The organism is Kandleria vitulina DSM 20405, assembly GCF_000702065.1.
In the GTDB taxonomy this organism is placed as follows: Bacteria; Bacillota_I; Bacilli_A; order Erysipelotrichales; family Coprobacillaceae; genus Kandleria; species Kandleria vitulina.
The window spans coordinates 15,436-29,678 of record NZ_JNKN01000025.1; the positions used below are offsets into that span (position 1 = coordinate 15,436).

A 14,243-nucleotide genomic window follows, 5' to 3' on the forward strand; every position below is an offset into this window, starting at 1 on the left:
CACAATACATATTATATATAATATGTATAATGTTTTTTAGTGTCAAGAATTTTGGTAAATTCCTGATTCCTGTTTTTTTGATTTCTGTCTGATTTGTTTACTGCAGAATGCAGTAAGCGTGGTTCTATTCTTCAGTGACGTCTGCTCTTGTGCAGATGTCACTGAACCAGAAGTCTGTAACCTTCCCGAATCCCTTGGGGATTCGGTTCAGGAATTTCTCATTGTAGCGTTCAAATTGTGATACAAGAAACTTTTCTTCTGACAGTTCTGTAGGGAACTGTTCCTTGGCCTTGAAGTGACGATTTCAAATTCAGGAAGATTGTGTTCGTTATTTAATAGATTTCTGATAAGCAATGTAGTAAAAAGATTCATGGGTATACTCCTTTGTGGTTGTTTTGTTTGCGGAAATCATTCTACAAGGAATATACTTTTTTTGTCTATTGAATAACGTCAGATAAAATTCGACAAAACGAATTTACACAAAAATTTTACACTATGACTTTTTACTAACAATAAAAAATCTGATAATAAAAGTATTAGAAATGCTTATTATCTGAATATACTGTTTTTAAGCATCTCAATTAACAGACTATAAAATATCGCATATTATAAAGTGAAGTCGTGCTATAATAACAGCAGACAAAAATAACCAATGTAAATTACTCAAAGGAGAGATATATAATGAGATATGCACAAATCAGAGAAATAGATATTGCAAATGGGCCTGGTATTCGTGTTTCACTCTACACACAAGGGTGCCATAGACATTGTCCAGGATGTTTCAATGAGGAAACATGGAATTTTAAAGGCGGAAAAGCTTTTACAAAGAAAGAGGAAGATGCGCTTATCGCATTAATCAATAAGCCACATATTGCTGGATTTACTTTACTTGGTGGAGAACCAATGGAAAAAGAGAACAGGGAAGATGTATTAAAGCTTTTAAAAAGAATAAAAGAAGAATGTCCAGGTAAAACTGTCTGGCTATATTCTTCTTTCTTATATGAGGAGATTTGTCAATTCGAAGAAAACATCCTCGATTATGTAGATGTATTGGTAGATGGCATGTTCATCCTTGCTAAAAAAGATGCTAAGCTTCGCTTTAGAGGATCTTCAAATCAGCGTCTTATTGATATTGCTAAAACAAAAGAACAAGGTCAAATCGTTCTATTTGAATAAGATAATTACCCATAGAACCAGCTTCACAAAAGCACCATGCAAAAGTGAAGCGGCTCTTGTTGGGTAATTATCTTTTTGTTTAGAGTAGACAAAAAGAGCAATCACTGGAAGAAAGAAACCTAACAGGGCATAACCTAAAGAAGGCATATCTTCACTAGATTGCCTGTGAGCACTGTAATTTCCTTGATACTGTGGTTCTTTTTCTTTATAGGGTATACTATCAAGACGACAGCCACAATAACTACAAAAGCAATCTGTATCCTCTATTAATTTATGACAAGATGGGCATTCTTTCATGATCTCACTCCCTTTCTTTTTTATTGTATCACATAGTAAATATTACTTGATGACATAACTGCCATATAATGATAAAATACCGACGAGGTGAAGAAAAAAATGGATAGAATTACAAGTTTTAGCGTTGATCACACAAAGCTTAAGAAGGGTATCTATCTTTCACGTAAAGATGGCGATCTTTATACATGGGATATCAGAATGACTGAACCAAACAATGAACCAGCATTAGATCCTAAGGCAGCACATACTATTGAACATATTGGTGCTACACTTTTAAGAAATTCAAATTTCAAGAATAAGATTATTTACTTTGGCCCTATGGGATGCATGACAGGTTTCTATCTTATTACAAGAGACCTAGATATGCTTGCAACTGTCCCAATCATCATGGACATGATGAAAAAAATCGCTGAATGGAATGAAGACATTCCAGGTGCTAAGATGGAAGAATGTGGAAACTATACTTACATGGATCTTCCAAAAGCAAAAGAAGCTGCAGATACATTTGTAAATGCCCCATTAGAATTTGAATATCATTATCTATAAAAAGAAGCGACTTACTCAGTCGCTCCTTTTTTATATAATTCAAAAAATGTTGCTAAGGAAGACTTGATGACAACTTGTGTCTCTTCTTCACTTAAGATTCTTCCACATATTATTGCGATTGCAATATAGTAATCATAGAAATGCGGTTCTATGTCAGAGACAAAATGATATTCTCCTTCACTTTCTACAACTCTAATATTGATCTTGTCACGATCATAATGAAGACGATACATCATTCTTCTAATTCCCGTCTGTTTAGCCATACGTATATGCATAGCATCTACCACAAGATTGACAAGTGCATCAATGACACGTTCTTTCTTATGACCCTCCATGATCTTCGTCAATGTTTTTACAAGAAATACACTTAATTGATGATGGCTGATTGTATCATCATAACCAATATTAGCTTTTCCTTTTCCTAAAACAAGATGTACAAACAATGATTCCTGTGTAAGAGGACGCATCTTCCTTACTTCTAGATGTTCATCTAGGGAAAGATCAAACATGCCATTATGATTCAGTTGATCTGCTAAGAAACAAAAGGCAATGGCCTTCTGTTTCATCAACTGTCTTCTCTCCTCTTTCCAGTGTGAAGATTGTGGTGAGACATGAAGACAGACAATACATGTGCCTTCCGATGTATCATAAGCTATTGTATGGTATACATAACTGCGGTTGGCTTTTTCAAATTGACGAATCATTTCGATGATTTCATTATCTTCTATAAGAAAAAGTTCCTGATGAGAAGAAATCTGATATTGACCTTCAAGCAAAAATTGATTTGATAGTCCTAATAGATCAAGGCGAGCAATAGCTTCATCCATTTGTTCTTTTGATGGTATATACACACTATTTCCCCCTTCTTTTTTACTTACTCATTCTATCAAATATGGATTTATGTGAAAAGAAAAAATAGATTATTCAATTAAGAATAATCTATCCCTGTAATTGTTTCTCATAGTCTTTGCAATGTCTAAAGAATGTTGAAACATTCATTCCAATATGTTCAGCAGCCTGTTTTACAGTTAATTCTCTATTTTTCCATTTATGATAATATTCAACAAAATTATCTGGATTCTTAACTTTCTTTCTACCGAATCTTGTACCCTTTTCCTGAGCCTTTCTCATACCAGTAATTTTCTTCTGGTTAAGATAGAAAAGGTTTAGATTATATCCTACTTCAATGTAGTCAACTTCAGCTAATTCCTTATTGTAGATACGTGTTTCAGCGTCAGATTCACCATCCACAAATACTTCGATATTGACCCCTCTTGATAAAAGCTGTTTCCATCTTTCTATAAATCCTTCCCATGTAATAGAAAGATCCTGAATGTTGAAAAGCAATACTGTATCATTCTGCTCAAGTTTCTTAACTAGTACATTGAAGCCTTCATTATTTTCGTAGACATTTTCGTTCCCCACTGCATTTTTTAAGACATCGCGTTTAATCTTCGAATCACTATGAAAATCTGTTACGAAAGCATATTTCATAATTGTTACCCCACTTTTTCGATATATGCATTGGTCTCAATTGTTTATGCAGACAAAATAAATATTTTTTAAAAGAACAATGCATTTCATGTCTTGGAAATTTTCCATGCCTATAATACATGACATCAGTGTGACATTCAAGAGAAAAAATTCATTTTTTTATTGATTTTACGCATTTTTTCAAGACCATATTATGTCAATTTTGCCCTAATTATGATAATCATAAATGTTCTTAAAAATTCATGGATTAATCCTAAACAAATTATATATGTATTTTTTTCATGGAAAAAATACGATTATTTCATGAACAATATAACGTTAATATTCACTATCTAAATTACCATTTTCTTTCGCCTCATTTCTATCTTGTTTTGAAACCGTTATCTTACATTTATTATAACGTATTAATTTGAAACAAATGCATTTTTCAACATTTTGAAATAAAATTTCTTATATGATAATCTTTTACTATTAAAAACAAATATTCATTTTTATTATGTCTATAATTTAATCAAGCATAATTAAAAAGCTCCATTCATTTTACATGAATAGAGCTTTTTGCTTATACTATAAAATCTTCATCTACTGATGAGCAGAGTTCATATGACTTAATATCAAGGTGTTCATCATGATCAAAATAGCTTTCTTCTTCTGTTGGATAGACATGAGCAGTAAATGTATATTTACCATCATTGATAAATAATTCTATTGAAGACTGGTCAATGAAGATACTCATTGAATCTAAATCTTCGTCTAAAGGAATATCCAACGCTTCAAATACTTCTTCATTAAAACGCTTATCAAGTTGACTCTTATCCACTGTAATCATCTTATAGTGTGAATCATAGTGAATCATCAATCCATCAGATCCATCTTTCTTAGTAAAGAGACGTAAATCACTTGAATGTCCATCACATTTAACTTCCAATTCTACAAGCGATGGCAATACACGACCTGATAATTCCTTAATTCTTAATTTAGTAAATCCTGCGATAGGCTTCTGTATTAAACGGTCACCTTCGACAAAGATTTCTCGTGGAAGCGTTAAGCTTCCTTCCCACTGTTCTTCCTCTGTTGGGTAATGGTTGTCAGGTAGTCCCATCCATGCAATCATGACACCTTTGTTTTTATCTTCTACATTGGCAGCCATCTGTGCAGCATAGAAGTCAAAACCGTAATCTAAATAACGATAGTGTGTATCAGGAATAAATGTTAATGTATCATAATCCATCTTACCTACAAAGTAGATATTATGGTTAGTACATTCTCCTCTTCCTGGCAATTTTGTATACTGAGGAGAGAAGATCAATACATCCTTATCACCAATTGTTGTTAAACATGGGCATTCCCACATACCACCGAATTCTTCATAGCCTTTAACACGAAGTTCACCCTGGAATGACCATTCGTCTAATAGCTTAGAAGATGAATAGACTAAAGCTGTACCTCTACCCTCATTGCTTCTTGCACCAATGAAGATAAAGTATTTCTGTTTTTCTTCTACATAAACAATCATAGGATCACGCTGATGTTCAGTATAATCTTCACGTGGGGCAAATAGTGGTGTATCTTTTTTAATCAGCTTACCTTCCTCATTAAGTTTCGCAACACATGTATATGGTTTACGAACCCAGTTCTCATCTCGGTGATTTCCTGTATAAAAGACATAAATCTGATCATGAGATGAAATCCCAGTTCCGGAATAACATCCTTTATTGTCAAATACAGTATCAGGGGCTAATGCAACACCTTCATTTTCCCAATGAATAAGATCTTTTGAAACAACGTGATACCAGTACTTCAATCCATGTACAGCTCCCCATGGACACCACTGATAAAATAAATGCCATTTTCCTTGGTGGTAAATAAATCCATTGGGATCATTAGATAATCCTGTAATAGGCTGCACATGAAATTTTTGTCTATAATTAGACACTTTATTTATTTCATATAGAGGAGCGATTTCGTCTTTACTTTTTAAAACACGATAACGTTCTTCTCGAGTCCATTCTTTCATAACAAATCTCCTTTATTGTTTATATCGGGGACTATTATATTGAAATTCACCGAAAAGCTCAATCATTCTTTCAATTTCACGAAAAGCTAAAAAATAACCATAGAATCACAAAAAAATAAGTTTTAATAACTTAATGAAATTTTCATATTATGGAAATTCTATTAAGTAAGCGTTATCACTTTTTTCACTTTCTCTATTTTTGGATTTTTGATGATTAAATCATCATTTTTCATTCTTTTTTATTAACATCAATTTGTAAAAATATTGTCATTTTATTCACTAAAAAAAGTCCTCTAATGAGGACTTTTAAATCTAATGGTGCTCAAGATGGGATTCGAACCCACACGGCATAAACCACCAGTACCTGAAACTGGCGTGTCTACCATTTCACCACTTGAGCATGTGCCTATTTTATCACACTTTGAGAGTCTAATTCAATAATTAAAAGTGTTGACGATAAATTACAATTACGGTAACATAATTGTATTTTATGATATATAATAGAAAAAGAGTATTTATATGGTCATAATTTGAGTTACACATGGTCATTATAAAGGAGAACAAAAATGGCTGAAATTAAATTAGTAAACGTATCGAAGACATTTGATACTGAAGAAGGTCCTGTTCATGCCTTATCCGATGTTAACCTTTCTATTCATAAAGGTGATATCTACGGTATTATCGGTATGTCCGGAGCAGGAAAAAGTACTTTAGTAAGATGTCTTAACTTCCTTGAAAAACCTACATCTGGTGATGTAATCGTTCAGGGAGTATCACTAAAGAGTTTAAATGAAAAAGAATTAAGAGAAGAACGTAAGAAAATCTCAATGATTTTCCAGAACTTCAACTTGCTTATGCAAAAGACTGTTATTGATAATGTATGTTTCCCAATGTACTTGGCACATACTCCAAAAGCTGAAGCAAGAAAGAAAGCTATGGAATATCTTAGAATCGTTGGATTGGAAGATAAGGCCAACACTTATCCTTCTAAGCTTTCTGGTGGTCAGCAGCAGCGTGTAGCTATTGCTCGTGCGCTTGCCAGCAAACCTGAAATCTTATTATGTGATGAAGCAACAAGTGCCCTTGATCCTGCAACAACAAAACAGATTCTTGCGCTTTTAAAGAAGATCAACAATGAACTTGGTATTACCATTGTAATTATCACTCATGCGATGGATGTTGTGGAGGATGTATGTAGTCACGTTGCTATTATGGAAAATGGACAAGTACAAGAAAGTGGTGAAGTAGAAACAATTTTCGCTAATCCACAATCTGCAGTAGGAAAACGTCTTGTCTTAAAAGATGTACGTTCTGAAGCACTTGCTGAATTAAAAACTGATAAGACATTCCGTATTGTTTTTGATAAACAGTCTGCTTTTGAACCAGTTATCGCCAATGCGATTTTAACATTCCAGACTCCTATCAACATTTTAGGTGCTACTACAAAGAATGTGCACAATCAGGCTAAAGGTGAAATGATTGTTGGTATTCCATCAGGTCATGAAGATGAATTTGTAGCCTACTTTAAAGAAAGAGGCTTAAATGTAGAGGAGGTTGACATCAATGGATAATCAGATTATTTCAATGATCATCCAAGGTGTAGGAGAAACCTTATTGATGGTCATTGCTTCAACAGTATTAGGATATATTCTCGGTCTTCCATTAGGCATTATCCTGACAGTATCAGATAAGGATGGCTTGAAGCCTAATAAGACCCTTTATAAAATATTAGATGTCATCATCAATATTCTCCGTTCAGTTCCATTCTTGATCTTACTTATCATCCTTATTCCAGTAACAAAGATGATTGTAGGAAAGAGCTATGGAACAATTGCGACAATTGTCCCATTGACAGTGTCCGCTTTCCCATTCATTGCCAGAATGGTCGAACAGTCATTAAAAGAAGTGGATCCTGGTGTTATTGAAGCAGCCCAATCCATGGGTGCCACAAATCGCCAGATTGTCTTCAATGTCATGATGGTTGAAGCTAAAGTATCCTTAATTACAGGTACAACAATTGTATTTGCATCCATTCTTGCATATTCCGCAATGGCGGGAGCACTTGGCGGAGGCGGTCTCGGAGATATCGCTACGCGTTATGGCTACTATCGTAGAGAAGAGCAGATCATGTGGGTAAGTGTTATTATTCTTGTAGTAATGGTACAGATTTTCCAATCACTTGGTATGCTTTTGGCTAAAAAGATGGATAATAAGAAAAAATAGATGTCAAGCGACATCTATTTTTTTAGCTCTTTATACATAAGAATATGTGGAACACCTTCATCATCATACACATCCCCTGTCATTTTATAGCCAAGCTTTTCATAAAAACCTTTTACTCTTACCTGTGCTGATAAATAAGAACAGTTGGCATAAGAAGAAATATATTCTTCAGCTTTATGAATCATCATAGCACCATAATGATGCTTGCGGTATTCTTTCAAGACTGCGACACGTCCAATATAATACTTTTCATCCTTCTTAAAGAATCTACATGTCGCTACTGGATGATTTTCATGATAGCCCACAAGATGAAATGCATTTTGATCAATCTCATCAAATTCATCCTTAAATCCCTGTTCATCCATAAAAACAGAAACTCTGATATTCTTTGCATCTTCATGAAGAAAATCAAATAATACTGTATTCATCGCATGTCCTCCTTCCTCTATTTTATAGACAAAATCACCTAATAACAAGATATAGGAAATTACTATAATAACTATTGCGTTATAGAATTGACAAATAAAGACAGGTGTCATAATATATACCCATCGAACATATAGGAAAGAGGTGAACCACGATGACAAGAGCTATGATGAAATATTATTCCATGTGTAACTGTAAACAAAATTTAATATGCTCTATTTTACCTACCGCGTGGTTAACTTTTTTCTCGTTTGATGCTTCAAGAAGATAAAAGACAGGTAATAGGTACCTGTCTTTTTTTATAAGGGGGATGGATATGAATACTAAGGATGAGATGTGCAGCTTTATTTATTATTAAACATTTAGGAGGAAAGAAACTATGAATAAATTATTAACACTTGCACTTACAGGTGCATTACTATTAGGAGCTACAGGATGTGCGTCATCATCTGACGATAAGACTATCACTGTTGCCGCTTCTACTACACCACATGCCATTATATTAAATCACATTAAAGACGATCTAAAAAAAGAAGGATATACCCTAAAAGTTACTGAATATACAGATTACGTTCAGCCAAACAACGTTGTAGAAGACGGAGACTTTGATGCTAACTATTTCCAGCATACCCCTTATTTAGATTCATTCAATAAAGAACATAAGACACACCTAGTATCTGCTGGAAAGATTCATTATGAGCCATTTGGAATCTATGCAGGTACTAAGAAAGATTTAAAACAAATCTCTAAAGGTGATGTCATCGCTATTCCAAACGATACTACTAATGAAGCAAGAGCTTTATTATTACTTGCTGATCAGGGCTTAATTACCTTAAAGAAAGATGCTGGCATCAACGCTACAATCAAGGATATTACTTCTAACCCTCACAATATTTCATTTAAAGAATTAGAAGCTGCTCAGATTTCTCGTATCAATAAAGAAGTTGCATTCGTTGTATTGAATGGTAACTATGCTCTAGATGCAGGCTACAACGCTGCTACAGATGCTCTTGCGTATGAAGATTCTTCTTCAACTGCTGCTTCTGTCTACGCTAACATCATCGCTGTTAAGAAAGGCAATGAAAAGAAAGCTAAGATCAAAGCACTTGTAAAAGCATTAAAGAGCGATTCATTAAAGAACTGGTTAAAGACTCGTTTCAAAGGTTCAGTTATCGCTTATAACGGTAAATAAAAATCGGATTATAAAATCCGATTTTTTTATACCACAAAATCATCTTTGACAGATGCTTTCAATTTATAACGACTCACTGAAACATTGTCACTATGCGTATATCCACATTCCTTTTCAGTTGGATAGACGTGTGCTGTAAATGTATAGAGACCATCATTAATAAAGATTTCCACAGAACTTGAATCAATAAAAATACGCATATTCTTTAAATCTTCATCTAGTGGAACATCCAATGTTTCAAAGACATGCTCATTGAATCTTTTATCCATATGAGATTTATCCACAGTTATTGTCTTTGTATTGGCATTATAGTCAATTGTAAAGCCACCTTCACCATTTTCTTTTGTAAACAGATGAAGAGAAGCATCTCCCTCATTAAAGTCTACAAGCATTTCCATCGCCTTGCTTAACTTACCTTCTTCTTCATCACATTCCTCTCGCAATTGTTCAATAGCTTTCACTGGTGATTGTACAATACGATTTCCTTTAAGTCGAAGCTCTCTCGCAATTGTCATGCTGCCTTCATAGTCTTCTTCTTCAGTTGGATAATGGTTATCAGGAAGACCAATCCATGTAATCATGATTGCTTTTTTATCATCATTTACATTAGCAGCCATCTGTGCTGCATAGAAATCAAAGCCGTAATCAAGATAGCGATAATCTGTTTCTGGTGTAAATGTTAATGTATCATAATCCATCTTTCCGACAAGATAGACATTATGATTAGTACTGTTCCCTCTTCCTTCTAAAGTTGTATATTGAGGAGAGAAAACAAATACATCCTTGCCATCGATATTAGCGATACATGGACATTCCCACATACCCCCAAAGTATTCATAGCCTGGTACTTTTAATTCACCTGCAAAGCTCCATCCTTCTAATAGAGAAGAAGACTTATAGATCAATGTTGTACCACGTTTATCTTCACTCATCGCTCCAATGAAAATAAAGTACATATCTTTTTCTTTAACGTAGACGACCTTAGGATCACGCTGATGTTCTGCATAATCATCACGAGGACCAAATAATGGGCTAGGCATTTTCTTTAATCCTTCTGGAGTATATTGTGCTACACATGTATAAGGTGTACGTACCCAATTTTCATCACGATGATTACCAGTATAGAATAAATACATGTCATCACCATAAGCAAATCCTGAACCTGAATGACAGCCTTTATTATCATAATCACAATCAGGAGCAAGACCAATACCTTCATTTTTCCAATGCACGAGATCAGTAGATGTCACATGATACCAGTATTTTAACCCGTGAACAGCCCCCCATGGTGTCCACTGATAAAACAAGTGCCATATGCCCTTATGATAAATGAAACCATTAGGATCACTTGATAAGCCTGAAACAGGCTGAATGTGATAACTCTGTCGATACACTGATGCAGCATTGCGCTTATGTACATCTACAATTTCTTCCTTGCTTTTAAGAACACGATAACGCTCTTCTCTTGACCATTCTTTCATTGTATTCACCTCTCATAGTTTCATTATAAGATAAATACAAAATTGACCTCAATATCTCAACTGAAAATCAAAAAATTAAAAAACGCCTTTATAAAGGCGTTTTTCAATGGTTTAGGGCGAGTTTTTCAAAATTTGTAAACACTTACATTCAATGGAGATGAGATATCCTGAAGCTACAATCAAGCAAACTCTTGACAAGAAAAGATATATTTATTATAGAATCATAGGAAATTTATGTTCAGGATATCCTCAAGATATATTTTAACAAAGTAGTGTCATTCCAATGTCAAAATGATGAAATAATTAGCGAGTTTTGATGATATTCATATTCATCATGTGAGTGATAATAAAGTATCCTCCATAAAAGACAGAATAGATCAATACCATAATACCAGTTCCACGAATCAAGGATGACGTATTAATGAAATTTGTAGCTCCAAAAAGAATAGTCACAAATTTCATGCCTGCTACTGAGTGGATAATAGCCAATAATAATGGAGTCACAAACAAGAAGAGATTCTGCACAAATAATGAACGAGAAATATCTTTAGGATCTGTTCCAATCTTCTTTAGAATCTGATATCTTTCCTGTGAATCAATCGTGTGTGACAGTGATTTTAAGGCTAAGATCGCCGCCGATGCCAATAAGAAAATAATACCTAAATATAATCCTACAAATGTAACTAATACAGTTGTGCCAACATTATCATTCTTATTTTGGAGCTTAGATGTATACGTAGAATAATCCTTATCCTTTACTACATTTCTAATGGCAGCCATAAACAATCTTTCTGCATGTTTCTTATTGTTTTCTTTATAATCACCTGTAAGAGTAATCTGATAAGCTTTGCGCTTAGTTAAAGCGGAATCAGGAAGAATCGTTAACATGGCTTCATTATCAGCATTCATCAATGATACTGATTTTGTTTCAGTGTACTTTGGAGTTAAACGATGACCATCAATATTTAAAGTGAATCCTTCACTTAATCCTGCATCAAACAATTCTTTTTGCAAGTCGTTTGTACGAATCATCATGTACTGATCATCTTTAAGCTGATACTTCTTAATATGATATAAAGAAGCAAGCTTATTATAATCAGATAATGAGATTGCATGCCATTTAGCCCCATATTTCATTGAAGTATCAACCATATTCTTAAATTCAGGATATCGTTTACCAACAAAAGTCTTTAAATTGAAATCCTGTTTTGTAAATTCATATGTCTTAACAACACAATAACGAGAAAACTCTTTTGTATAATCATAATTCTTGCCTTTAATACCTGCTAAGACTTTATCTATGTCATTAGTTGGTTTATTTAGTACAATTCCATAAGAGATATCTACAGGGTTACTTTCAGCAAATCCTGAATTGAGGGATTCTCTAATTGTCAAGGCGGTAGAAATAATACATATTGTCAAGAATAACATAATACAAATTGAAGAAATCGCTGTAACCATTGTACCGATCTGAGATGAAATCTGTTTAAAAGTAAAAGCATTCAGTTTCTTGTAATAGCTTTTTGTATGACTGAAAATCAGTACTGCAATTGTTGTTAAGGAATAAAAAATCATAAAAGTAGAGACAATACCCATTCCAATTGGAATTAAAATCATTGCCATATCGCCTCTAAGAAGTATTGCTAACTGATTAAAATCAACAACATAGTAATAAGCACGAGCAAGGATACCAACACCAGCCGCAAAGACCAATAAGGCAATAATTGGATTCTTGACTGGCAACTTGGTGTTCTCTTTCTTTCTAAGCATTTCAATAATACGCATTCTACTCATGATAATCATATTGAAGACCATAACTACAACATACATGATTCCAAAATAGAAGATTGATTTCCACATTGCACTTATAGAAAATACAAACTTAAATTTAGTAAGATTAACTTCAAATAAATTAACAAGTACTATTCCCATAAGCTGTGATAATAATGCGCCTAGAAGAAGTCCTACACCAAGAGAAATTAAACCGACAAGCAATGTTTCAAAGAACAATAGACAAGAAACCTGTCCTTTACCCATTCCCAGGATCTGATAGATCCCAAATTCTTTTTTTCTTCTTTTTATCAACAGCTGATTAGCATAGATAATCAGTGCTCCCAAAACACCTGAAACAAAAAGACTGACTCCTGAAATAACCTGTACTAATAATTCAATGATTGCTTTATTTGATTTGGTGATATACATCATCGCACTTTGTGATTCTACTGCATTAAAGACATAAAATAATGCGATACCAAGAGTAACTGTAAAGAAGTAGATACCATAGTCCTTGATACTTTTCTTGATGTTTCTAAACGCTAGCTTAGAGATCATTTAAATCACCACCAAGCATTGTTTCTACATCAATGATTTTATTAAAGAACGTCTTACGATCATCTTCTCCTTTATAGATTTCATGGAAAATCTTTCCATCTTTAATAAAGATAACCCTATTTGCATATGATGCTGAAAAGGCATCATGAGTAACCATTAAGATTGTTGCTTTATAATCCTTATTTAACATCAGCATCTTTTCAAGAAGGAAACGAGAAGATGTTGAATCAAGCGCTCCCGTTGGTTCATCTGCCAAGATAAGGGAAGGTGAAGTAATCAATGCTCTTGCAGCAGCTACACGCTGTTTTTGTCCACCACTCATTTCATAAGGATAGTTGTTAAGGACATCTTCAATATCAAGATCACGTGCCAACGATCTGATTCTATCTTTCATATCCTTTTCTTTTCTTTGAATAGATAATGCTAAAGCGATGTTTTCATAAGCTGTCAATGTATCAATAAGATTAAAATCCTGGAAGATAAATCCTAGTTCTTCTCTTCTAAAATGAGAAAGCTGTTTAGATTTAAGGGTTGTAATATCCAGACCTTTCACATAGATATGTCCACTTGTTACACGATCAATAGTAGAAATACAGTTAAGCAATGTAGTTTTACCAGAACCGCTGGCTCCCATAATAGCCACAAATTCACCCTGATCCACATTACATGAAAGATCATCAATAGCTTTTGTCATGCTTGATTTATTGCCATAATACTTTTCTACATTCTCAATTCTTAAAATATTCATATTTCTTTCCTCTCTTTCCTCTAGGTAGTGTCAAAAATCTATACCACATAGCACTAATACACTACCCTCAATTTTATCTATATAAACAGTAAAATGATTACTGAGTATATCTTAGTAATCATCTTTTTTCGTATTTAACTAAAAAAGATGAAACAACCTGTGTTATACTTTTAGCGCGAACAAAAAATATCACGAAAGGATGTTTCATCATGGAAAGTATAACACATTTAATTAATTCTATTGAATCTTTTTCTAAACAAAATTTTAAGTTCTCTCAGTATTTTCAGGCTTTGAATCTCCTTGGCAAGATTC

Annotated in this window: 13 protein-coding genes, 1 tRNA gene and 1 pseudogene; 5 read left to right on the forward strand and 10 right to left on the reverse strand. The window is 33.7% G+C overall.

Features of this window, described 5'->3' with window-relative positions; translation table 11 throughout:
* Positions 1-124: 124 nt before the first annotated feature.
* A pseudogene (locus T513_RS12670) lies at positions 125-304 on the reverse strand (hypothetical protein); the annotation flags it as partial.
* A 377-nt stretch (positions 305-681) separates the two neighbouring features.
* On the opposite strand from T513_RS12670, the gene nrdG reads away from it, so the two are divergent.
* Complete coding sequence (gene nrdG / locus T513_RS0106895) at positions 682-1,176, forward strand: anaerobic ribonucleoside-triphosphate reductase activating protein (RefSeq protein WP_031589535.1); 495 nt, start codon at positions 682-684, stop codon at positions 1,174-1,176.
* Here nrdG and T513_RS0106900 read toward each other — a convergent pair.
* Complete coding sequence (locus T513_RS0106900; protein WP_031589537.1) at positions 1,165-1,473, reverse strand: hypothetical protein; 309 nt, start codon at positions 1,471-1,473, stop codon at positions 1,165-1,167. The genes nrdG and T513_RS0106900 overlap by 12 nt on opposite strands.
* Before the next feature lie 99 nt (positions 1,474-1,572).
* On the opposite strand from T513_RS0106900, the gene T513_RS0106905 reads away from it, so the two are divergent.
* Positions 1,573-2,019, forward strand: a complete 447-nt coding sequence (locus T513_RS0106905; protein ID WP_029069890.1) for an S-ribosylhomocysteine lyase — start codon at positions 1,573-1,575, stop codon at positions 2,017-2,019.
* Between the two features lie 11 nt (positions 2,020-2,030).
* Here T513_RS0106905 and T513_RS0106910 read toward each other — a convergent pair whose 3' ends face one another.
* From T513_RS0106910 to T513_RS0106925, 4 genes are all read right to left on the reverse strand, one after another.
* Positions 2,031-2,870, reverse strand: coding sequence for a hypothetical protein (locus tag T513_RS0106910; RefSeq protein ID WP_031589538.1), 840 nt, complete (start codon positions 2,868-2,870; stop codon positions 2,031-2,033).
* A gap of 88 nt (positions 2,871-2,958) precedes the next feature.
* Positions 2,959-3,513 carry a hypothetical protein gene (locus tag T513_RS11775; protein WP_029069888.1) on the reverse strand — a complete coding sequence of 185 codons (555 nt, stop codon included), beginning with the start codon at positions 3,511-3,513 and terminating at the stop codon, positions 2,959-2,961.
* A gap of 562 nt (positions 3,514-4,075) precedes the next feature.
* Positions 4,076-5,530, reverse strand: a complete 1,455-nt coding sequence (locus T513_RS0106920; protein WP_031589539.1) for a glycoside hydrolase family 32 protein — start codon at positions 5,528-5,530, stop codon at positions 4,076-4,078.
* Between the two features lie 316 nt (positions 5,531-5,846).
* Positions 5,847-5,930, reverse strand: a tRNA-Leu gene (locus tag T513_RS0106925).
* Between the two features lie 166 nt (positions 5,931-6,096).
* Here T513_RS0106925 and T513_RS0106930 point away from each other — a divergent pair.
* Positions 6,097-7,101, forward strand: coding sequence for a methionine ABC transporter ATP-binding protein (locus tag T513_RS0106930; RefSeq protein ID WP_031589541.1), 1,005 nt, complete (start codon positions 6,097-6,099; stop codon positions 7,099-7,101).
* On the forward strand, positions 7,094-7,753 hold the full coding sequence (locus tag T513_RS0106935) for a methionine ABC transporter permease (protein WP_031589542.1): 660 nt from the start codon (positions 7,094-7,096) through the stop codon (positions 7,751-7,753). The genes T513_RS0106930 and T513_RS0106935 overlap by 8 nt, the downstream gene beginning before the upstream one ends.
* A gap of 14 nt (positions 7,754-7,767) precedes the next feature.
* Here the strand turns inward: T513_RS0106935 and T513_RS0106940 are convergent, their stop codons facing one another.
* Positions 7,768-8,181, reverse strand: coding sequence for a GNAT family N-acetyltransferase (locus T513_RS0106940; RefSeq protein WP_031589544.1), 414 nt, complete (start codon positions 8,179-8,181; stop codon positions 7,768-7,770).
* Between the two features lie 377 nt (positions 8,182-8,558).
* On the opposite strand from T513_RS0106940, the gene T513_RS0106945 reads away from it, so the two are divergent.
* Positions 8,559-9,371: a MetQ/NlpA family ABC transporter substrate-binding protein gene (locus T513_RS0106945; RefSeq protein ID WP_031589547.1), complete on the forward strand. Its 813-nt coding sequence runs from the start codon at positions 8,559-8,561 to the stop codon at positions 9,369-9,371.
* A gap of 26 nt (positions 9,372-9,397) precedes the next feature.
* Here T513_RS0106945 and T513_RS0106950 read toward each other — a convergent pair whose 3' ends face one another.
* The 3 genes from T513_RS0106950 to T513_RS0106960 all read right to left on the reverse strand — a co-directional run bounded on the left by T513_RS0106950 (position 9,398) and on the right by T513_RS0106960 (position 13,931).
* Entirely contained in the window at positions 9,398-10,852 is a 1,455-nt protein-coding gene (locus tag T513_RS0106950; RefSeq protein WP_029069882.1) for a sucrose-6-phosphate hydrolase, read from the reverse strand.
* Between the two features lie 303 nt (positions 10,853-11,155).
* Entirely contained in the window at positions 11,156-13,183 is a 2,028-nt protein-coding gene (locus T513_RS0106955; protein ID WP_031589548.1) for an ABC transporter permease, read from the reverse strand.
* Entirely contained in the window at positions 13,173-13,931 is a 759-nt protein-coding gene (locus tag T513_RS0106960; RefSeq protein WP_031589549.1) for an ABC transporter ATP-binding protein, read from the reverse strand. Before T513_RS0106960 ends, T513_RS0106955 begins: the two co-directional genes overlap by 11 nt.
* Between the last annotated feature and the right edge of the window lie 312 nt (positions 13,932-14,243).